Origin of the sequence: Burkholderia contaminans (genome assembly GCF_029633825.1) — a bacterium.
Classification (GTDB): Bacteria; Pseudomonadota; Gammaproteobacteria; order Burkholderiales; family Burkholderiaceae; genus Burkholderia; species Burkholderia contaminans.
Genome location: NZ_CP090640.1, coordinates 1,462,282 through 1,482,481, shown reverse-complemented (window position 1 = coordinate 1,482,481; position 20,200 = coordinate 1,462,282). Strand labels below are relative to the sequence as shown.

At 60.8% G+C, this 20,200-nt stretch carries 17 protein-coding genes, 1 tRNA gene and 3 pseudogenes; 3 read left to right on the top strand and 18 right to left on the bottom strand.

The window, feature by feature from the left end:
• Positions 1 to 592: 592 nt before the first annotated feature.
• From LXE91_RS06975 to LXE91_RS06925, 11 genes and pseudogenes are all read right to left on the bottom strand, one after another.
• Positions 593 to 934, bottom strand: a complete 342-nt coding sequence (locus LXE91_RS06975) for an immunity protein Imm33 domain-containing protein (RefSeq protein WP_039352014.1) — start codon at positions 932 to 934, stop codon at positions 593 to 595.
• A 58-nt stretch (positions 935 to 992) separates the two neighbouring features.
• Positions 993 to 1,322: a hypothetical protein gene (locus tag LXE91_RS06970; RefSeq protein WP_135370751.1), complete on the bottom strand. Its 330-nt coding sequence runs from the start codon at positions 1,320 to 1,322 to the stop codon at positions 993 to 995.
• Positions 1,323 to 1,343: 21 nt separating this feature from the next.
• Positions 1,344 to 1,623: pseudogene (locus LXE91_RS06965) on the bottom strand (RHS repeat-associated core domain-containing protein); the annotation flags it as partial.
• 32 nt (positions 1,624 to 1,655) lie between these two features.
• Positions 1,656 to 2,126: a hypothetical protein gene (locus LXE91_RS06960; RefSeq protein WP_039352008.1), complete on the bottom strand. Its 471-nt coding sequence runs from the start codon at positions 2,124 to 2,126 to the stop codon at positions 1,656 to 1,658.
• On the bottom strand, positions 2,123 to 2,317 hold the full coding sequence (locus LXE91_RS43885) for a Tse2 family ADP-ribosyltransferase toxin (protein ID WP_439710996.1): 195 nt from the start codon (positions 2,315 to 2,317) through the stop codon (positions 2,123 to 2,125). The genes LXE91_RS06960 and LXE91_RS43885 overlap by 4 nt, the downstream gene beginning before the upstream one ends.
• Before the next feature lie 173 nt (positions 2,318 to 2,490).
• A pseudogene (locus LXE91_RS43740) lies at positions 2,491 to 2,792 on the bottom strand (RHS repeat-associated core domain-containing protein); the annotation flags it as partial.
• Between the two features lie 117 nt (positions 2,793 to 2,909).
• Positions 2,910 to 3,293, bottom strand: coding sequence for an Imm10 family immunity protein (locus LXE91_RS06950; RefSeq protein ID WP_039352006.1), 384 nt, complete (start codon positions 3,291 to 3,293; stop codon positions 2,910 to 2,912).
• A 1-nt stretch (position 3,294) separates the two neighbouring features.
• Positions 3,295 to 4,469 (bottom strand): annotated as a pseudogene (locus LXE91_RS06940) (RHS repeat-associated core domain-containing protein); the annotation flags it as partial.
• Between the two features lie 46 nt (positions 4,470 to 4,515).
• Positions 4,516 to 5,019 carry a hypothetical protein gene (locus LXE91_RS06935; protein ID WP_135370750.1) on the bottom strand — a complete coding sequence of 168 codons (504 nt, stop codon included), beginning with the start codon at positions 5,017 to 5,019 and terminating at the stop codon, positions 4,516 to 4,518.
• Entirely contained in the window at positions 4,988 to 9,589 is a 4,602-nt protein-coding gene (locus LXE91_RS06930) for an RHS repeat-associated core domain-containing protein (RefSeq protein ID WP_223274414.1), read from the bottom strand. Before LXE91_RS06930 ends, LXE91_RS06935 begins: the two co-directional genes overlap by 32 nt.
• Positions 9,590 to 9,626: 37 nt before the next feature.
• Positions 9,627 to 12,806, bottom strand: coding sequence for a type VI secretion system Vgr family protein (locus LXE91_RS06925; RefSeq protein WP_046543639.1), 3,180 nt, complete (start codon positions 12,804 to 12,806; stop codon positions 9,627 to 9,629).
• Between the two features lie 321 nt (positions 12,807 to 13,127).
• Between LXE91_RS06925 and LXE91_RS06920 the strand changes: the two genes are divergently transcribed.
• Positions 13,128 to 13,928 carry a transporter substrate-binding domain-containing protein gene (locus LXE91_RS06920; RefSeq protein WP_039366599.1) on the top strand — a complete coding sequence of 267 codons (801 nt, stop codon included), beginning with the start codon at positions 13,128 to 13,130 and terminating at the stop codon, positions 13,926 to 13,928.
• Positions 13,929 to 13,987: 59 nt separating this feature from the next.
• On the opposite strand, the gene LXE91_RS06915 is transcribed toward LXE91_RS06920, so the two are convergent.
• Positions 13,988 to 14,191 (bottom strand): hypothetical protein, encoded by a 204-nt coding sequence (locus LXE91_RS06915; protein WP_039366802.1) that lies wholly within the window; start codon positions 14,189 to 14,191, stop codon positions 13,988 to 13,990.
• Between the two features lie 356 nt (positions 14,192 to 14,547).
• Positions 14,548 to 15,090, bottom strand: coding sequence for a hypothetical protein (locus LXE91_RS06910; protein ID WP_039366603.1), 543 nt, complete (start codon positions 15,088 to 15,090; stop codon positions 14,548 to 14,550).
• A gap of 476 nt (positions 15,091 to 15,566) precedes the next feature.
• Between LXE91_RS06910 and LXE91_RS06905 the strand changes: the two genes are divergently transcribed.
• Complete coding sequence (locus LXE91_RS06905; protein ID WP_371295957.1) at positions 15,567 to 16,589, top strand: sensor histidine kinase; 1,023 nt, start codon at positions 15,567 to 15,569, stop codon at positions 16,587 to 16,589.
• Between the two features lies 1 nt (position 16,590).
• Positions 16,591 to 17,325: a LytR/AlgR family response regulator transcription factor gene (locus LXE91_RS06900; protein WP_039366605.1), complete on the top strand. Its 735-nt coding sequence runs from the start codon at positions 16,591 to 16,593 to the stop codon at positions 17,323 to 17,325.
• 69 nt (positions 17,326 to 17,394) lie between these two features.
• On the opposite strand, the gene LXE91_RS06895 is transcribed toward LXE91_RS06900, so the two are convergent.
• The 5 genes from LXE91_RS06895 to LXE91_RS06875 form a co-directional block, all read right to left on the bottom strand.
• Positions 17,395 to 17,946 carry a hypothetical protein gene (locus tag LXE91_RS06895; protein ID WP_039366608.1) on the bottom strand — a complete coding sequence of 184 codons (552 nt, stop codon included), beginning with the start codon at positions 17,944 to 17,946 and terminating at the stop codon, positions 17,395 to 17,397.
• A gap of 82 nt (positions 17,947 to 18,028) precedes the next feature.
• Positions 18,029 to 18,104, bottom strand: a tRNA-Thr gene (locus tag LXE91_RS06890).
• 18 nt (positions 18,105 to 18,122) lie between these two features.
• Complete coding sequence (locus tag LXE91_RS06885) at positions 18,123 to 18,650, bottom strand: ClpXP protease specificity-enhancing factor (RefSeq protein ID WP_039366611.1); 528 nt, start codon at positions 18,648 to 18,650, stop codon at positions 18,123 to 18,125.
• Between the two features lie 71 nt (positions 18,651 to 18,721).
• The gene (locus LXE91_RS06880) at positions 18,722 to 19,333 is read right to left on the bottom strand and encodes a glutathione S-transferase N-terminal domain-containing protein (RefSeq protein WP_006400565.1); all 612 of its coding nucleotides are present in this window, start codon (positions 19,331 to 19,333) and stop codon (positions 18,722 to 18,724) included.
• A gap of 92 nt (positions 19,334 to 19,425) precedes the next feature.
• Positions 19,426 to 20,184 carry a cytochrome c1 gene (locus LXE91_RS06875; RefSeq protein WP_039366615.1) on the bottom strand — a complete coding sequence of 253 codons (759 nt, stop codon included), beginning with the start codon at positions 20,182 to 20,184 and terminating at the stop codon, positions 19,426 to 19,428.
• Positions 20,185 to 20,200: the final 16 nt, after the last annotated feature.

Below are 20,200 nucleotides of genomic sequence, written 5' to 3'. Positions count from 1 at the left end.
TTTGATGGCTCCCCGGACGCAAGGCAACCTCGCTAACCGCAAGGGCCGCAACTGCGGCTCTTGCGGTTACTGAAGCCAATCCATAGCAAGCTTCAGAATTTCCTGCAAATTACCAGGACCGCCGGACCGATGAACTCCGTTTCAGTGGCACTTGTGCTGATCCATTCCTCATCATCACGCTCAATGTTGATATCGGTCGGTATCCTGACTGAAGCACCATTTATCTTGCCCCTCGAGCCCGCACAGCAGACGGCCGGGCGAGCGGGGCTAACTTTCTCTTTCTGGCCGCTTCGCAGCCCCAGACTTCGCTAATTGCCAGCGCATATTTACCCCCGCCCCCTCCTCACCCTCGCCCCGCAGGGGCGCTGACCTTTACGACTGACCATCCTCTTCCGACTCCGCATCGATGGTCGCCAACAACTCGGCCGCCGCGCCTCGATCCAGCGTCGCCGGGTGCGTCTCCATCAATCATATCGCCTGCGAGATCTCTATCTCTTCCGATCTTGGATGACCACATACATCAAGGGCCGCGACAGCGGCCCTTGATGTATCGCTCGCCTGTTCCGGACACTTTCGTCCGAATTTTCCCTCATCACTGGACCATCCACACGTCTTCGTACCCTTGATCATCAATGATGAACTTTGATCCTGGCGGAAGTCGCAAATATTTCAATACGGAAGGGAGCAGTTCCGACAGGTGCTCTGCATGCACAGGCTGATAAAAATCATCCCCGTCAGAGTATTCGCCGCAGTGAAAGAACCAACTGATGTTCCCTCCTTCCGACAATACTATCCGTGTCCCATACACTGGCATTTTCTCTAGCGTCGAGATTGCGACAGCAACCATCTCCTCGGAGGCCGCCTCTGGAAGAGCCAGCCGTTTGCATGTGTCTTGCTGAAGCTTGAGCAAGTCCTGCGAATTCCACTGTTCCATTATCAAAGTCCTAACTTACCTTTCATGCATTTCGAGAAGAGTATGCATGGCCCCTTGCCTAAGGCGACGCCCTGGAAACCTGAACGTCATTAGCAATTATCATTAGTAACGGATCATCGGTCCAGGCTGATATAAAGCCAAATTCCCTGTACCCATCGACTGGCTCCTCAGCCGCTTCACATGTAGCAACAAGATAACCTCCACCCTTGCTCTCTGCCAAATGAGACAAATCTTGTCCTTCTGGAGAAATTGCTCTCATGCCGAGAACAGCGTGGAAGACAACTTCAAACACCCTATCATTGGCCTGCACAAGCACCGACAGATGCGCATCTCGATAAGAAAAGGACTTAATCCGTGCATCCGCGACACAAAGACCACTACTTTTCATTTATCAACTTCCCGGGAAATTCGACACCTCCCACACCACATCCCCCATACTCATCCGTGAGAAGCTGCGGCGTGACGATCTGGTCACCGTGGTAATAGAACAGCTTCGCGCCGGCCCGCCGTTCCGGTACCTTCTGCAGCGGGTCCTCCTCCGGCACATACCGGTCGGTACTCTTCCACTCCGGCGTCTCGGTCCCCTCGACCGGCTCGGCCACGTATTGCGCCAGCGGCACGAATGCCCCCCCAGGCTCGCAGACGCAAGTGCGTCCACACTCTATGTCGCTTTCAAACGTGAACGTATCGATACATCGCCCTAACTGCCCCTTTGACCAATTTATCGATACAGAAAATCTTCCCCAGCCTCTTTAATGTCCTCGTCGGAACTATCCAGAGCACGCCTCGCCAGCGTAGTCATCAGATTTTTATCCAGCTTATAGCACAGCTCCAATAGACATCGATACTCCTCGTACCCACCATCAATCAGCATCTTTTCAATTTCAAATTCGATGTTTCCCATTACCCAATCTCGAGGCAAGTCCAGTATCAAATCCCTACACTCCTCTGCAAAGCCATTAACATAGCTAGCCATTGAAATTAGTTGCCTAAAAAACACAATCCGATCTTCATTCGGATAGAGCGACACCAACTCTATGGCCAACGCCCTGTCCTCGGGCACGCCGAAGGCTTTCTGGATCAATGAAATAGCAGACGGATTTTTCACGAAATCGATCCGCTGCACCACATAATCACGAAAGGCACACTTAAGCCTCCCCCACAATTCGACGTCCCGATCATCCATAATCATTTCTTCCCAGCCTTAACCCAAGGCATATTTTTAAATTTCTCAATAAATGTCTGCCCCGACATACGCTTAGACGGACAAATAGTGTGATGAGTTGCGGCATGCAATCCGCCGACGTCCTTGCCATCAGCGACCACATCTATCCCGTCTGGCAACTCCGTTCCCGCTGGAAGTCTATGATAAGTTCCGCTTATAGGCGCCTTATTGACATCACGAATGTCGATGCCCCGCCCTCAGTAGTAGGCCCCACCATTCCTTCTGCATCAGCAGCCAAGTCTGCGTTTTGTCCTGGTTTTGTATTTACCCCATGTACTCTGGGTTCGCGCGGGCCACTAGCATTACCGAATGCATATAAGTCACACGTTGTCTTTGCCAAGCCCAGAGGGTCAATCCACTGTACAGGCGAAGGGACGTAGGCGTACATATTGATCCCGCCTGCCAGCCTGATGGGGTCGTTACTAATAAATCTGCCGGTATCGGAATCGTAGTACCGATACCGGTTATAAGCGAGCCCCGACTCCTCATCAACCTGCTGCCCCTGAAACCGCAGCGAATTCCGCGCCACGATCCCCGCCGCCTTCGAGGCCCGCGCGATCACCTCCCGTGCTTCCCCCCCACGCCTTATAACGACGCCGCCCTCATCACGTCGCCGTCATCACCCGTCCGCAATTATGGTGTACCGATCAGGTTTTCGAGTGCCTTAGGATCGGTCCTGGTTACCTCACCAGAAACCGTTGTCAGATACTGCTCGACCTTCGATTGAATCATAAACTACAGCCGGCTCATCTAATCAAGTGCAATCGAGGTACTCGTACCAGAGAATATAGCCAACAGCCATGCTTTCAACCCCTCAAGGTCCTTCGCTGCTTGTACATCGATCTGTATCGACGACAAATCTTCTCTCCACTTGGCATCATCTTCAAGTTCGATGCTCAACTTGCCGGCATTGAGTGTAACGGACTTGACCCCCCCATATCCTGCGACCCCGTCGGCACAAACCTCTATGTAATACGTATCTTGGCCCAACTTCCGGTCTTGCTCGTCGAATTCAGTCCCGCGCTGCAAGATAACGTAGTCGTGCGGCTCATTTCCGCGATCAACCATCCCCAGAACATGAACCCCATCCTCGTACGTATAGGACACATCATTTGCGACAAATTCAAATTTCATTTTATTTGCACCCTTTGGAAGGATTGGCCATCCACGTCTTTTGCTGCCCGTCTTCTTGCCAGTTATATTGGATCGTCGCACCTGACTGCAAAGCCCGTGCGTTCATCTTGCCCTTGCAAGATGTACATGGTGGGTACTGTCCGTCGATGATCATATGATCTCCAGGCGCTAGTGGAACTTGCGAAACCGCACGCGCCTCAGTATGAGTAGCAAGAGTATTCTGCGGAAATCCTAAAGCCTTTTCCTCTGGCGTCATGTTACCGCTTTGAAATACGCCACAGTGCCTTTGGGAGCCCTCCGCGCTGCGAACGGTAACTTGAGCCGTATGCGTCCCTTTCCCTGATCCGAAACGAGCCAACCCTAGCGGATCAATCCAATTCACAGAATTGGGCGCGTACTGCCACCGATTCAGGCCACCGGCGAGCCCGATGGGATCCTTGCTGACGAACCGCCCGCTACTCGGATCGTAATACCGATATCGGTTATAGTGCAGTCCCGTTTCGTCATCAAATTGCTGCCCCTGGAACCGCAGTGCACTTCGAGGAGTAATCCCCGCTGCCTTCGACGCCCGCGCGATCACCTCCCGCGCTTCCCCCACGCCTTATACGACGCCTCCCACACCACATCGCCTTCGTCATCCGTCAGCAATTGCGGCGTACCGATCTGGTCACAGTGGTAATAGAACGCGTGCGCATCACCCACCCGCTCCGGCAACCGTTGCAACGGATCGTCTTCCGGTACATAGCGATCGGTTTCACGGCGTGACGGCGTCTCGAACCCGTCTACCGACGCACTCGCGTACTGCATCATCGGCACGAACGAACCCGCTTCGTAAAGGTAGTGCGTGCTGCCCTGCTCCCCGCTCTCATACGCCAGCGTATCGCCATCCCACCCGAACACCGTGCGCTCGCCGTTCACCTCTTTCGCAATCCGACGGCCCAGCGCATCGTAGTAGTACCGCGACTCGCTCCTGCGAGTGACCTCTTCAACCGTCGCCGCAGTCATCCGATTGAACGCGTTCCACTCGTAACGCTGCTCACCTGCTGGCGATCTGCGATGAACGAGATTGCCGCGCGCGTCGTACGCGAAATGCTCCCCTGCGTATTGCTTCAACAGGTTGCCCAACACCTTGGGCACCTCCGCAGGCAACGTACTCTCCGTTGCACGTACCGGACTCGCCGGCTCTCCGTGCGAGCCGGTTCAACACGTGCCGGGTCTCGTTCTAATCTCCTATCCAGGATGGCTCGTCCTCGTAACAGTAAAGAATCGAATAGACACTTGACGATTGATCACCAAAAATCAATCTTTTATTCAACACTTCAACTGAAGTAAAAATCATACCAATCTCCTTCATGCGATTTATCAACTGGCACATAGAGTCGGTTGATGGAAAATCGATGCTCGGCGATTTTTGACTTCCGTCCGACGACAATTCCGACAAATAATAGTACGGACCAACAATTGATACCCGGAATATGAAATTCGCAGCGCCACCCCTCAAAAAATATCCGTAACTCACGTCAGTATTAGGCTCCGTATCCTCCGAAAAATCATAATTCTTCGCAAGAAATCGAATCACGTCAGGGTATTTTTCCTTAGAAAAATACACTTTAGCGAAAGAATAGTCCGGGGATTCAAAACTCCCGTACGACTCGATCACGGAACGCGAGAATTTCTCCCAATCAAAATGGGAATCATGGGCTTTCTGGGCCTTTGGGATGTCCATGTATTTTTCCTCCATTGTCTTGGTGAACGCGCACTGAAGTTTGAGTGCCTCCGTTGGGGCCAAAACCTATGGGCGTCTTGAAATCGTGGTCTCGTACATTGGGGCGTCCCGGGACGGGACTACCCTTGCTCCAAGCCTCATCTGTGTACTGCACTGCATCGTCCCAATCACAAAAACACGAGGTTGGCTTCCCTTGCTTAACTCGATTGTCGTACTGGGGCTCGCCCAGTACATGGCCTGCTTGCTTCTGCCGTGATATATGCGGTGGAACCGATGGTTTCTTTTGCAAACCGAGCGGATCAATCCACACAATCGGATTTGGTGCATAGTGGAAGACGTTGATCCCCCCCACGAGTCCGATCGGATCCTTCGACACGAACCGCCCACTGTTCGGATCGTAGTACCGATACCGGTTATAGTGCAGCCCCGTTTCATCATCAAATTGCTGCCCCTGGAACCGCAACAGATTCCGCGGCACGATCCCCGCCGCCTTCGACGCCCGCGCGATCACCTCCCGCGCCTCTCCCCACGCCTTATACGACGCCTCCCACACCACATCGCCTTCATCATCCGTCAGCAATTGCGGTGTGCCGATCTGGTCGCAGTGGTAATAGAACGCGTGCGCCTCGCCAACCCGTTCCGGCAGCCGTTGCAACGGATCGTCTTCCGGTACATAGCGATCGGTCTCACGGCGTGACGGCGTCTCGAACCCGTCTACCGATGCACTTACGTATTGCACCATCGGCACGAACGAGCCCGCTTCGTAAAGGTAATGCGTGCTGCCCTGCTCCCCGCTCTCATACGCCAGCGTATCGCCATCCCACCCGAACACCGTGCGCTCGCCGTTCACCTCTTTCGCAATCCGACGGCCCAGCGCATCGTAGTAGTACCGCGACTCGCTCCTGCGAGCGACCTCGTCAACCGTCGCTGCAGTCATCCGGTTGAACGCGTTCCACTCGTAACGCTGCTCACCCGCCGGCGATCTGCGGTGAACGAGATTGCCTCGCGCGTCGTACGCGAAATGTTCCCCCGCATATTGCTTCAGCAAGTTGCCCAGCACCTTGGGCACTTCCGCAGGCAACGTACTCTCCGCAGCACGCACCGGACTCGGCCGGCTCTCCGTGCGAGGCGCTTCAACACGTGCCGGGTCGATGATATTGCTGGCCGGATCGAACGCGAATCGTTCCTTGCCCGCCGGTCCGATCGACTCCAGCAACCGTCCGACCGGATCGTAACGATAGTCCGTCAATCCTCTGCGATTGTCTTCAATCTGCACGAGTTGGCCCGCCGCGTCGTAACGATACCGGCGCTCTGCCAGCGGCGCGGGTGCATTCGCACGCTGTACCGTACGCTGCGCCAATCTGCCTGCGCGATCGTATGCCGTGTGTTGATCGATCTTGCTCGGCAGGGTACGCAATGTTTCCCGATGCAGATCGTCCCGCTCGATCTGAACGAGTTCCTTGCCGTCCAGCATCAGCCCGTGGACGTGTCCCGAGCCATACGTGAGCCAGTCGACAGCATGGCCGTCCGGCCTGACCGTTCTGATTCGGTTACCGATTTCGTCGTACTGGTGATGCCACACGAAGCTCCGGCTCGCGCCGAACAGGTCGTAAGCGTGATGCTCGCGCACCAGATTGCCGACGGGGTCAAAGAACCGTTGAACCCGGCTATATCGATTGCTGGCCTCGATCAATCGTCCCAACGGATCGTAGGCGAAACGCTCCGCCTCTTCGCCGACCGAACGGCCATCAAGCCGTCCACCGCGATCGTGGGACATCGTCATGACTTGTCCCGCCTCGTCGACCGACTCGAGACGGCTGCTCGCCTCGTCATACGAATAGCGCGTGGCCTTCCCGTCGAAATCGATCTCCTCGATCAATCGGCCTGCTACGTCATAGCGGAACGTGTAATTCGCGTGATTCTGGTCGGTCAGCCCGACGATCCGCCCGAGCCGGTCATAGCGATACGACAGCGATTGTCCCAATGCATCGGTGCGGATATTGATACGCCCGCTCGCGTCGTAGCCGTAACGCGTGTTGCGGTTCAGCGGATCGATATGCGTCAGCAGACGCCCTTCCGCGTCGTAGCTCAACTGCTCGCGCCCCGCCGGCGACACGACTTCGATCAACTGGCCATTCGCGCCATAACGGTATGCCGTTACCCCACCCTCGGCATCTTTCGCTTCCGAGAGGCGACCCTGGGCGTCATACGCCCACTGCGATGTCTTGCCCGAGCAGTCGGTATAGCTGATCAGCTGGCCGACGTCGTCATACTTCAGCGCTTTTACGCCCCCCTTGGCATCCTTGATCCGGGTAAGCAGCCCTCGCTCGTCGTACGCATACTCGGTCTTGTGGCCGAGCGGATCGACCTCCGCAACCATGTTCCCCGCATCGTCATATTCACGCAGCCACGGGTGCCCAAGCGGATCGGTCACGCGAACGAGTTGGTCCTTCTGGTCATACGCCATCTCGACCACGCTGCCGTCGGTACGTTGATGGCGGACGAAGTTGCCGCGCGCATCGTATTCCATGCGCTCAACGGTACCGTCGCGATGGATGTACTGAACGAGTTTGTCGTTCGCATCCCGGTACATCCACTCTTCGCTACCGTCCGGATGAATCACACGGAACGAATAACCCTTGCTGTCGTAGTAGTGGTGCGTGACATTGCCAAGCGCATCGGTCACGCTGACCATCCGGAAGTCCGGATGCCACGCGAGGCGAACCTCATCGCTGCCGTCATCGGCGTATTCGCGGAAGCATTTTGCCTTCGGCCCGTCACCGTTCCACTCGAGGTTCACACCTCGACCGGTGCGATCGGTATATCGCGTCACGAGGTGATGTCGATAACGGTATTCGCGGCGATTACCGTAGCGATCCGTCGCCCCGATCAAGTCGTTCTCGTCATCGTACTCATAGTTCGCAAGCGTGCCGATGTATTCGCCCTGCGCATCATGATGAGTAACGCCTACGATCCGCCCCCGCACGTCATGTCGGAACGCAACCTGAACGTGCGGTGCAATCAGGCGATGCAACCACCCTTCCGCATCGTAGTCGAGCGTCACCTGATTGCCGGCACGGTCCTTGACGAATGCAAGACGGAACACGTTGCCGTGCCGTTCGTACGCTTCGAGCAGCACATGCCCGCGCGTCACCGTCAGCCACTGCTCGTCCAGCCGCAGTAACGTTTGCCCCTCGGAAAGATCATCGTGCGCACTTCCCACGCCGAGCAACGGGTACTCGACACTTCGTCCGGTGGCATCGTGGTAGACGAGTTTTTCCGCGGCAATATCGAAACGAGTCGTATAGGGCGTAATCCAGCGTGCGCCCAATTCGCCATGCTCGTCGTTCGCGTCGAAGAACGACCGATAGGTACGTTGCCAGACAATAGGCAACGGCCCGTCGATCGCGAAGTCTTCGTGATTGATTTGCTCGTCGCCGAGCGCGAATCCGATTGAATGGAGGGTGGCGGCAGGAGGCGTCTTCACCGGGGTATGTGTAAGGCAACAATTCGGTCCCGGATGATGCGCTTCAGTGGTCTGTTGAAGCGCTTCGACGCGATGCTCCGCCCGCTTTTCCTCGACCTTCGTCGTCTTGTGTTCCTGAACCCCCGTGGCGTGCGGCTTCGGATTGCGCTTGCGCCAGCTCCGCATGCCGTCTTCACCGATCGTGATGATCCACCCGATCTTGCCCGCATCGTTCCCATCGAGCTCGCGAATGCACTTCTGGACCGTCGGAATCCGCTTGTAGATATCGTCAGCGAAGAGCTGCAGCTTCTTCGTCGAATTCGAGTCGATCAAATCAGCAGCCGAGGTCACCGTGTTGATAACGACCTTCCCCTCGACCTTCCGAATGTCCGAGAAGAATCCACCGATATTGTCGAGGACCTTCCTGCCGTCATACGCAACGATAGCCGCCCCGACACCCTTCAGATGCGACCCGGCCGACTTCACGTTGTGCCCGACTTCGTACTTTTTCCCCGCCGCGTGGGCGAACACGTCGGCAATCGCCTTCATCAGATCGCCGATGAATTTGGCGCAGTGGTCGAGCAGTTCCTTCAGCCCATCACGTATCACCTTCAGGAATTTCTCGATCTCGCCCGCGTAACGCTCCTGCACGTTCGCCACCATCGCCGAGATGATCGAATCGCGCAGCGCCAGCATGGCAGCCTCCCCTGCTGCCTTGCCGCTCTCGACGACCTTCTGTCGAATCAGCTTCAGCACCGGCCGCGCGCCGAGCCGAAGCTCGGCGGTGGCCGGCGGCAGCGGCACGACCCCGATCAGGTCGAGACCGAGGTTGACCCAGTCGAACATGTCGATCGGTTTGTCGCCATGCTCGATCATCGCCTTGATATCGAGCACCGCATCGACTGCCGCAAAGATATTGGCCAGAACCGGCACGTTCTCCGCGACCGTCTTCAGCCGGCCGACGTTGACGACGCCGCCGCTGACCTTGATCAGCCACTTGTCGAATGAATCGATGCCAGCTTGTACATCGGCCTCCGTGATCTTCATGATCGGAGACACGAACACATCGGTAGGTTTGGGTTGAAGGACGCCCGCAGCGGTCATGATTTTTCTGTTCTCGAATAGGTGAAAGGGGCGATGCTCAGCTCATTTTCAGCACGGCTGCGGCGCTACGCGCCGTCTGCGCGAGACCGCTGACCTGCTGGGCGGCGGCACTCAACTGGCCCGCTTGCGACAGCGCCGCCTGCGCCCCCGCCGGCAGCATATTGGCCGCAGCCTGCTGCGCGATACCGAGGCCCTGGCCTGCCACCGCCTTCGCCAACGCGGCTCCGCCCTGCGACGCCGAGCTCGCCAATCCCGCGACCGTTTTCGCCGCCCCCAGTGCATTCGACGCACCCGCCGGCAACATGCCGCCTACCGCCTGCTGCGCCATGCCCATGCCTTGACCAACGGCGGCCTTCGCCAGCGCCGCGCCACCCTGCGTCGCCGCACCGGCCAGGCCCGTCAGCGCGCCGGCGGCACTGCCTGCCACCGGCAGAAACGAGCCGAGCTGCGCCTGCGCGGTTTCCGCGGCGCCTGCCGCCGGCGCCGGATTGGCCGGCCACGGCGCCACGTCGAAACGGCTCGACTGCTGATCCTGCGAGCGCGGATCCTCCCCGAACTTGACCTGCACCGCCCCCGGTGGCAGGCCGCTCACGATCATGTGCCCGTTGTTGTCGAGCGCTCCTTTCTTCAACAGCCCGCCATTCGCATCGAACACCGAGAACAAGCCGCCCTTCACCGGTTGGCCGTTCCCGTACGTATGCAACAACTCCAACTGCCCCGGCTGATCCGGCCGCGGGCTCGGCAACGGATACCCCATGCTCGCCGGCCCCGCGAACGTATGCGACGCCCCCTTCACGTCGATCGTCCCGGGCGCATGGACCTCGACATTGCCATCCTTGATCCGGATGTATGCCCCGCCGCTCGTCAGCAGGATCCCCTGATCGGCCGCGATCTCGATCCGGTCCGTCGCCGACACCACCTTCACCGCCTTCTGCGCGGTCACCTCGATGTTGTCCGACTGCGCCTGGATCTCCACCTTGCCCTTGCCCGCGAACAGCTTCATCCCCGCGTTCTGTACGAACAGGCTCAGCTTCTGCCCGATGCTCCCGATCAGCGACTTGCCTGCGGCCACATGCACGCTCTGCCCGCTCGCCACGTTCACGTGATCGTTCGCGACCACATGCACCGACTGCTGCGTCGACATCCCGATCCCCGATGGGCTGCCGAACAGCATCACCGGCTCCTTGAACGCGTTCGCGTTACCCGTGCCGCCGCCGGCCGTACGCCCGCCCGACGCGCTACCCGATGCGCTGTCTTGCGTCGCATCCGTGAACGCGCGCATCGTGTCCTGCGCGTCCTTCAGGCTTTCCGCCTGATGCTGCTCGCTCACGCCCGACATCGCCTCGACGAGGCTCTCGCCCGTCACGAGCTGCTGCTGCGCTTCCTTCACGTCGAGCGGCTGGCTGTTCGCCGCCTTCGGATGCGTCGTCACGTACAGGCCCTGGCTCGCCCGCACCGCGCCATACGCATCCGAGCGCAAGTCGAAGCCGCTGCCGAGATACGGCCCGCGCGAATTGCCGTTCTGGTCGATGATGTAGCCCAGATGCAGCAGGCTGTTCGCGCTACTGCTCATCAGCTGCACGCGGTTCTGCCCGGTCGCGTCGTCCATCACGAGCTGGTTGTAGCCGCCGCCCGAATACTCCTTCGACCGATACCCGGACAGGATCCCGTCGGTATGCCACTGCGGCTGGTTCGCGCCGTTGTACACGCGCCCGACTGCGAGCGGCCGGTCGCAGTCGCCGCCGACGTAGTCGATCAGCACTTCCTCGCCGATGCGCGGCACATGCACGCCGCCGTAGCCGCCGCCCGTATCCGACTGCACGACGCGCACCCAGCACGACGCGTTCTCGTTGCCCGGGTTCAACCGGTCCCACACGAACTGCACACGGATCCGGTTCAACTCGTCGGTATAAACCTCCTCGCCTTGCGGCCCGACGACGATCGCCGTCTCGAGGTGCATCTCCGGCTTGTGATGCTCGAACGGGCTGCGATACGGCACGCTCACACGTTGCGCTTCGACTTCGACGAGATAGAAGCCGGCCGATCCGTCGTCGTGCTGCACGCGAAACGCGGGATCGGTACCGTAGTTGTCCTGTGCCTGCGTCAGCGCTTCGCGCAGGCTGTACGGAAAGTCCGCGCTGTCGCTTGCAACAGGCAGATTGTTCTCGATCCACCACGCCACCTCGATCGCGACGAATTCGCGCTGATCGGCGGGATCACGATCGTGCTCGGGATGGTCGGCCAGCGTGAAGCGTCGGCCGGCATCGATCGCGCGCACCCCGCCTGCGGCATGGAAGCGCTTCGCCCGCGACTCCCACTCCTCCATCTTGACCTTCGTCAGATGGTCGCCGCGGGTCTGGTCGAGATACGTGTAGGCGCCCGTGTACTCGTAGACTTCGAGTTGATCCGGCAACTCGCCCTGGCCGCCCATCGTCGGCAGCGACGTGCCTTTCGGGTTCGACGGCTGCGAAGGATTCTTGTAGTCGAACGTGCGCGTCGTGCGCGTCACGCTCTGCAGCGTGCGCGTACCCGACCATTGCGTGAACGCGTCGGGTTCGCTGGCCGCGTCGCCGCGATAAAAACGCACGGTTTCCGGCGACAGCGGCGCGAACGCCTGCAGGTTGTCGGTGATCACGAGCGTATGCGACTTGCCGTCGTCGGCCTGCTGCCATGCGCAGTAGAGCCCCTCGTTCTCCATCAGCCGATGCACGAAATGCCAGTCGGTGTCGTGCTGGCGCGTGTACGACCGGTTCGGCAGCGGCTTCGACAGCGCGAAGCGGAAATGCCCCTGCGCCTGCGGATGCTGGTTCAGCACGTCGCTGATGATCTGGTCGACGGTCGTGTCGTTCCAGAGCCGCTGATCGCGACGGAACTTCAGGAAGTGGGTGAAATCGGCGAACGCGAGCTGATAGGTCGTGAGCCCGCCGTCGGCACCCAGCCGGCGCGCGGTATGCACGTAGCCGTTGATCGGCCGGTAGCCGAGATCGCCCTGCTGGATCCACAACGTGACGGGCTGTGCGATCAGCTTTTTAAGTTCCACATCGCTGTCGGTCGACAGCACGTCGAGCGTGAACTCGTATGCGCGCCCGATACGTGAGCGACCGACTGCCCGCTGAACGGTCAGGACGTTGGCCCCCAATGGCGTATCGAGCTTCAGCAACCGGTCCTGCTGAAGCAATCCGCCGCGCAACGCGGCGATTGTGTTCTGCATGTTCATGAACGGCCTTTTTTCTTTTGACACGCCCTCGGATGGCGCGAGCATTCGATTTTGCTCGCGCGATTTTACAGACAAAACTTCGCACGCTCTCGAATCTGACCTGATTTAAACGAGCGGAATCCGATCAGCCCGCGTGTCACGCTGGCGGACGGCAATCACGCCCGCCGTCCGGCATATCGATGAAATCGCTTTCAATCAGGGCCAATTCGACTTCCGGCGCGGCCCGGTTGCGAGTAGTGTCTACGTGCCCGTCTTGCGGCCCGCCGCGCCCACCCGGCGCCGGCGCTCACCTCACACCACGCTGACCACTGGAGATCTGCGATGAAACGTTCGAAGTTCCTGCTGTCGGGCCTGCTGCTCGCGTCGGCCCTCGGCTTTACGGCCGTCTCCGCGCACGCGGACGACCTGCTCGATTCAGTGAAGAAAGCCGGCGTGCTGCGCGTCGGCCTCGAAGGCACGTATCCGCCGTTCAACTCACGCGGCACGTCGGGCCAGCTCGAAGGCTTCGACGTCGACGTCGCGAACGCGGTCGCCGGCAAGCTCGGCGTGAAGACGCAGTTCATCCCGACCGAATGGAGCGGCATCATCGCCGGCCTGCAGGCCGGCAAGTTCGACGTGATCGTCAACCAAGTCACGATCACGCCGCAGCGCAAGGAAGCACTCGACTTCAGCCAGCCGTACACGTATTCGGCCGCGCAGCTGATCCAGCGCAAGGACGACTCGCGCAACTTCAAGTCGCTCGACGACTTCAAGGGCAAGAAGCTCGGCGTGACGCTCGGCACCAACTACGACCAGATGGCACGCACCGTGCCCGGTATCGAGGTGCAGACGTATCCGGGCGCGCCGGAGAAGCTGCGCGACCTCGCCGCGGGCCGGATCGAGGCGACGCTCGACGACCGCCTGATGCTGCCGTACATGATCAAGACGTCGAACCTGCCGCTGCGCGCGGGCGCGGTGCTGAACGGCGGCAAGCAGGAAATGGCGATCCCGTTCCGCAAGGGCAACCCGAAGTTCGAGAAGGCGATCAACGATGCGCTCGACTCGCTGCACAAGGACGGCACGTTGAAGAAGATCTCGATGCACTGGTTCGGCAGCGACGTGACCGTGCCGGTCGCGCAGTAAGCGGCCCGGCGCTTCAACGCGTCACGTCCTTCGTTCCGACGAAGGCGTGACGCTGCCCTTCAAGCCGCTTCGTCGAAGCGCGCCAGCAGCATCTGGCCGATCGGTGTCAGCGCCGGGTGCGCGGCCACGGCATTCATGCGTACCTGCGTATCGTCGACCAGCCGTTTCTCGACCAGCACGGCAAAGGCCGGATTCGACGGATCGACGCTGTCCGGCGCACGCGCGACGCGCAGCAGCATCGAGAATTCATGCGGACTCAGCATGGTCCCTGTCTCCTGATCGTCCGCGGTCCGGTTCGAACCGTCGCCGATCGTATTTTCGAATGAAATGGCGCGATGCGTGACCGCTGCGCCGCCGGGCGCGAGATCCCGGTCGGCCCCCACCTGCGACTTGGGCACGTCGTCGCGAGCGGGTTGCGCACGTTCCCGGTCCGGCGGTGCCGCCGCGACGGGAACGTGCAACGTTATGGGCGCCCCATGACGCGACCGTGACAGGAAACGGGGTGCAAATCGGGGCCCGTCACACGCCGCTTCGGTTCGATGCCGCCCCCGATTGACGAAGACGGGCCGCATCGCCTGTCAGGCCGTCAGGTGCCCGCTCGCGGGCCGTTTCGCACCCTTCATCGCGGATCGACCGAATACGGGAAACTCCCATGCTCCGCTCCGTTCGCATGGCGCATGCAGCGCACGACCACGTTCACCGCGCGCCCGAGCGTCATCCCGACGAGCACGCCCCATACCGCGAACGACACCATCACGAAGCCGCCCGTCGCCGCCCACGGTGCATGCACGGCGACCGCGTAATGGATGCCGGTTTCGGCGACGAACGTCAGCATCAGCGTGACGAGCAGGCTCGCGTCGCCGGGCAGGCGCACGCGCAGGCCCGACGAGGCCCGGCGGTACGCGAGCCGCCACCGGCTCGCGTGCAGCCAGCCCAGCGCCGCGCCGCCCAGGACGGCTGCCAGCGCGATCGCATTCGCGTCGACACCCGCATGCGGAAAAAGTCCGTTCAGGCTGGCGATGCCGAGCATCCCGAACGCGACCGGCGAGATCAACGGTCGGACAGCCGGCACCTCGCGCGGGAAACAGCGCTTGATGCCGATATAGAGCAGCACGCAGAACATCACGTACAAGTAAGGCTTCAGGTGAAGGAGCGCGGACATGGTCGGAGTCGCCTGATCGGATGGACACGGCAACACCGTACTGCCCGATCGCGGCAGGCGGCGGGGCTTGCGACGGGCGGCCGGAATTCGCGGACGAGTGGCGCGTCGCGACGATGATCGTTCGCCTGATCGGGCACACCGATGCGCCCACGAATCCGGAGGCCGGCAACTTCCGAACCGAAAAGTCGGCCTTCGACGAGCCGGCCGACGCTTCATGCTCGACGCGAAACCGGCCACGCCCTGTGTCCTTCCGCAGCCCCTTCCACTACACTCGTGACGGAAACCGGCCAACCATCGGCAGCGGAAGCGCTTCGTCGAAGCCGCGCACCGTTCGTCGCAATGCGTGCGCAGTCGGGCCGTCCGGCAGTAAGGTCAGACCATCAGCGCATCGCGCGCCATCCTCACCCGATACCATGCGAGCCACGTCCGACCCTTCGCCGATTCCGCAGCCACCCGCCGGCGCCGAGCCGCGATTGCTGCGCGATCCGGCCGCACTGCTCGCGTTCGCGTGCTTCAACTCGGTCGTCGGCCTGGGTTTCTGGGCGCTCCATTTCCAGGAGCCGCTGTTGCCCGACCTTGTCGTCGCCAACGCGATCGGCTTCTCCGCGCTGCTGCTCAGTCACGCCGGCGACTGGCTCCTGCCGCGCAAGCCGGGGCTCGCGCTCAAGGCCATCGTGATCGCACCGGCCAGCGTGCTCATCGGTTTCGAGATCACGGCAGCGCTCACCAGCGGAAACGTGCCGCACGTGTTCGGGCGCGCCCGCATCGGCACGTGGGACAACTACGGGCCGTCGTTTCTCATCTCGGCGATCCTGTTCGTGTGCGTGTCGCTGTTCCTGCAGTCGATGCGCATGCGCGCGACGCTCGAGACCGAGCGCCGCGAAGCCGCCGAAGCCCGCCAGGCCGAGACGGCGGCGCGCCTGGCGCTGCTGCAGGCGCAGATCGAACCGCACTTCCTGTTCAATACGCTCGCGAACGTGCAGAGCCTGATCGAGCGCGATCCGGCGCGCGCGTCGACGATGCTCGACAGCCTGAACCGCTACCTGCGTGCGAGCCTGCGACGCACGCGCGATGCGACGTCGACGCTCGGCGAGGAGCTCGAGCTCGTCGACGCGTTGCTGAAGATCGCGTCGATCCGGCTCGGCGAGCGGCTTTCATATGCGATCGACGTGCCGGCGGATCTGCATGCACTGCCGTTCTCGCCGCTGCTGCTGCAACCGCTCGTCGAGAATGCGCTGCTGCACGGGATCGAGCCGTCGATCGACGGCGGCGTGATCGTGATTCGCGGCAGGATGCGGGGCGACTGCCTGGAACTGAACGTGATCGATACGGGCGTCGGCCTCGGCAATGGCAACTCGCGCCTGCATGGCGGCGTCGGGCTCGCCAACGTCGCCGCGCGCATCCGGACGCTGCACGGCGAGCGCGGCCGCGTCTCCGTCGAGACGAACGCCGCCGCCGCGCATGGCGTCACCGCGACCCTTCTGATTCCGATCGACTGACATGCCGACCGCACTCATCGCCGACGACGAACCAAACCTGTCCGCCTCGCTCGCGCAGCGGCTCGGTCAGCTCTGGCCCGAACTGGACATCGTCGCGATGCCGCGCAACGGCATCGAAACGCTGGCCGCGCTGAACGCGTCGCCGCGCCCGGACATCGCGTTTCTCGACATCCGGATGCCCGGCATCGACGGCCTGAAGCTCGCGGCGCTGGCACCCGACGTCCATGTCGTGTTCGTCACGGCCTACGACGAATACGCGGTCGATGCGTTCGATCGTGCGGCGGTCGACTACCTGCTGAAACCGGTGACCGACGAGCGGCTGCTGCGCTGTATCGCGAAGCTGCAGCGCGGCGGGCCGGCGCTTGCGCATGCCGATGCGCACGCACAGGTGGCGCAAGCGCGGGACGCGGCGCCGATCCGCTGGCTGACGGTAGGCGTGAAGGATGCAACGCGGCTCGTCTCGGTCGACGACGTGCTGTACTTCCAGGCTTCGGAGAAATACACGGTAATCGTGACGGCCAGCGAACGGCTCGTGATTCGCACGCCGCTGAAGGAATTGATGCAGCGGCTCGATCCCGAGCGGTTCGCGCAGGTGCATCGCGGCGTGATCGTTGCGTACGCAGCGATCGATCGTGTCGAGCGCGATCTGTTGGGAAGGTTGCGGATTCGCGTGCACGGGCAGCGGGAGATGCTGCCGGTCAGTCGGGCGTATGCGGGGTTGTTCAGGCAGATGTGATGCTATCTGCCTCCATGCGCTGTCCCCGGTGGGACGACACTGCCGCCATGCCGTTCGCCGGCGCACGGATCAATTACAGGCGTCGAGCCCGAGCACACCTGTTCGCAGCATCACACGTCCCTTGTCCTTGATGAACGACAGACTGTATGCGCGAATGCGCTGCCCGGCGACACACTGGGCACGGCTTGTATCGATCGAGTAATTGAATTCGGAAACGCACTGCCCGACAGGGAACGTCGACGACATACGCACGGCATCGGGACTGTGGTCGCGTCCGGGATAGTACAGATAGGCCGCGTCATGCGCGTTCTTGAACGATCCGAACACGTCCGGATGCTGCGCAAGGAATATGGCAACGGCGCGCGCCCGTGCCGGACCGCTCGTCGTGGCCGCAAGCGACCGCGACAGTTCCGTGATGTTCGTGCCGAGCGAAAACTTCGGTGCCGCATACATCGCGAAACCGTCCGGCGACGGGTATGTCGCCCAGAAGTCGCGATCCATCTGCTGGACCTCGGCTTGCGTCAGGCAGACTTGCGCCAACGGTCGGGATAATGCGGCAGTACTACCACCAGCCAGCACCGAAACCAGGACAGTGACGCACCACGTTTTAACGATCTGCATTTTCTTTTTCTGGGCAAAGGGAACGCGACCGCAGAAACGACAAAGGGCCGGGAGGCAAAACCTCCCGGCCCTTCGTTCAATGTGGTGCCGGCTGCAGGACTCGAACCCGCCACCTGATGATTACAAATCAACTGCTCTACCAGATGAGCTAAGCCGGCGTAGCGCGAGATTCTACCTCATTTCACGATCTTGAGGCGAGGTCTGCTGCCACCTTTTGAACCGTCGCCATCGCCGTCGGTTTTCGGCGGCTCGTCGGCGCCTTCGGAGGGTTCCTCGTTCGCGCCGCTGTCGGCCACCGGCGTCAACACGGCCGGCGATTCGTCGCGCTGCGCATCATCCGTCTGCGGCGCATCTTCATCGAACGCACCCGAATCCGCGCCTTCACCCGCGACCGCATCGACCTGGAACGCCATGCCCTGCCCGTTCTCGCGCGCATAGATCGCGAGCACGTTGGCAACCGGAATCTCGATCTTGTGCGCCTTCCCGGAGAACCGGGCCGTGAACTCGATCCACTCGTTGCCCATCTGCAACTGGCTCGTCGCCTCGAAGCTGATGTTGAGCACGATCTCGCCGTCACGCACGAACTGACGCGGTACGCGCGTCGAGTTGTCGACCCTCACCGCGATATGCGGCGTGTAACCGTTATCGGTGCACCACTCGTACAACGCGCGCAGCAGATAAGGCTTCGTTGAAATCTCTTGCATCACAATCCTCGAACCCGGAGCGGGGGCGCGGCACGCCGCGCCGCCCTCTCCGTCATGCACTCATTGCACCATCAACGACGCATGACCTTTTCGGACGGCGTCAGTGCTTCGATGTAGGCCGGACGGCTGAAGATCCGCTCGGCGTACTTCATCAGCGGCGCGGCGTTCTTCGACAGCTCGATGCCGTAGTGATCCAGACGCCACAGCAGCGGCGCGATCGCGACGTCGAGCATCGAGAATTCTTCGCCGAGCATGTACTTGTTCTTCACGAAGATCGGCGCGAGCTGCGTCAGGCGATCGCGAATCGCGAGGCGTGCCTTCTCGTGGTTCTTCTCTGCTGCCTTGCCCTTCTCGTTCTCGAGCGTGCTGACGTGGACGAACAGTTCCTTCTCGAAATTGAGCAGGAACAGGCGTGCACGTGCGCGCTGCACGGGATCGGCCGGCATCAGTTGCGGATGCGGGAAGCGCTCGTCGATGTACTCGTTGATGATGTTCGATTCGTACAGGATCAGGTCGCGCTCGACCAGGATCGGTACCTGACCGTACGGGTTCATCACCGAAATGTCTTCCGGCTTGTTGAACAGGTCGACGTCACGGATTTCGAAATCCATGCCCTTCTCGAACAGCACCAGCCGGCAACGCTGGGAGAACGGGCAAGTTGTGCCGGAATACAGAACCATCATGTTTGCGTTTCCTCAAAAAAGCCGAGGGCCGGCACGCGGCGAACTCCTTGCGGGGTTCCACCTTGCGCCGGCCCCACGCCGGTCAGGCGTGATTACTTGATATCTTTCCAGTACGCGGCATTGAGCCGCCAGGCCAGGAAAGTCAGGACACCGAGAAAGATCAGCACCCATACGCCGAGGCGTTTGCGGGTCTGCTGAGCCGGCTCGGACATCCAGGTCATGTACGCCACCAGGTCGGCAACCGCAGAATCATAATCCACTGCGGACAGTGTCCCCGGTGTGACCTGCTGGAAGCCGACGAGCGTATGGACCTTCTCGCCCGTCTCCTCGTCCGTCTTGTCTTCGAATTTGGCGGTGCGCTGCCCCTGCAGCTGCCACAGTACATGAGGCATGCCGACGTTCTCGAACACCGCGTTGTTCCAGCCGCTCGGCCGCGTGTCGTCGCGGTAGAAACTCCGCAGATACGTATACAGCCAGTCGCGGCCGCGCGCACGCTCCTCGACCGACAGGTCGGGCGGCGAGGTGCCGAGCCAGTTCTTCGCGTCTTCGGGCCGCATCGCAACGGACATCGTGTTGCCGACCTTGTCGGTCGTGAACAGGAGATTCTTTTCGATCTCCTTCTGGGATATGCCCAGATCCGTCAGACGGTTGTAGCGCATCAGGTTCGCGCTGTGGCAGTTCAGGCAATAGTTTACAAACAATTGCGCGCCGTGCTGAAGCGAAACGAGATTTTCCGTGTTATCGGGCGCCCGGTCGAGCGGAAAATTACCTTCCGCCCGAACCGCCGGCGCCACCAGCAGCGCACAGGCGGTCGCCCCGATCAGCGCGAGTGTCGAAAGCAGTTTCTTCATGTCGTTCTCTCCTCGC

What these genes read in the sequence shown, in the direction of transcription:
- LXE91_RS06915 (WP_039366802.1), bottom strand. Translation starts at nt 14,191, where the DNA reads ATGCTGAGTCCGCATGAATTCTCGATGCTGCTGCGCGTCGCGCGTGCG.
- LXE91_RS06895 (WP_039366608.1), bottom strand. Translation starts at nt 17,946, where the DNA reads ATGCAGATCGTTAAAACGTGGTGCGTCACTGTCCTGGTTTCGGTGCTG.
- LXE91_RS06950 (WP_039352006.1), bottom strand. Translation starts at nt 3,293, where the DNA reads ATGAAATTTGAATTTGTCGCAAATGATGTGTCCTATACGTACGAGGAT.
- LXE91_RS06935 (WP_135370750.1), bottom strand. Translation starts at nt 5,019, where the DNA reads ATGGACATCCCAAAGGCCCAGAAAGCCCATGATTCCCATTTTGATTGG.
- LXE91_RS06925 (WP_046543639.1), bottom strand. Translation starts at nt 12,806, where the DNA reads ATGAACATGCAGAACACAATCGCCGCGTTGCGCGGCGGATTGCTTCAG.
- LXE91_RS06900 (WP_039366605.1), top strand. Translation starts at nt 16,591, where the DNA reads ATGCCGACCGCACTCATCGCCGACGACGAACCAAACCTGTCCGCCTCG.
- LXE91_RS06970 (WP_135370751.1), bottom strand. Translation starts at nt 1,322, where the DNA reads ATGAAAAGTAGTGGTCTTTGTGTCGCGGATGCACGGATTAAGTCCTTT.
- LXE91_RS06960 (WP_039352008.1), bottom strand. Translation starts at nt 2,126, where the DNA reads ATGATTATGGATGATCGGGACGTCGAATTGTGGGGGAGGCTTAAGTGT.
- LXE91_RS06880 (WP_006400565.1), bottom strand. Translation starts at nt 19,333, where the DNA reads ATGATGGTTCTGTATTCCGGCACAACTTGCCCGTTCTCCCAGCGTTGC.
- LXE91_RS06975 (WP_039352014.1), bottom strand. Translation starts at nt 934, where the DNA reads ATGGAACAGTGGAATTCGCAGGACTTGCTCAAGCTTCAGCAAGACACA.
- LXE91_RS06910 (WP_039366603.1), bottom strand. Translation starts at nt 15,090, where the DNA reads ATGTCCGCGCTCCTTCACCTGAAGCCTTACTTGTACGTGATGTTCTGC.
- LXE91_RS06885 (WP_039366611.1), bottom strand. Translation starts at nt 18,650, where the DNA reads ATGCAAGAGATTTCAACGAAGCCTTATCTGCTGCGCGCGTTGTACGAG.
- LXE91_RS06875 (WP_039366615.1), bottom strand. Translation starts at nt 20,184, where the DNA reads ATGAAGAAACTGCTTTCGACACTCGCGCTGATCGGGGCGACCGCCTGT.
- LXE91_RS06930 (WP_223274414.1), bottom strand. Translation starts at nt 9,589, where the DNA reads ATGACCGCTGCGGGCGTCCTTCAACCCAAACCTACCGATGTGTTCGTG.
- LXE91_RS06920 (WP_039366599.1), top strand. Translation starts at nt 13,128, where the DNA reads ATGAAACGTTCGAAGTTCCTGCTGTCGGGCCTGCTGCTCGCGTCGGCC.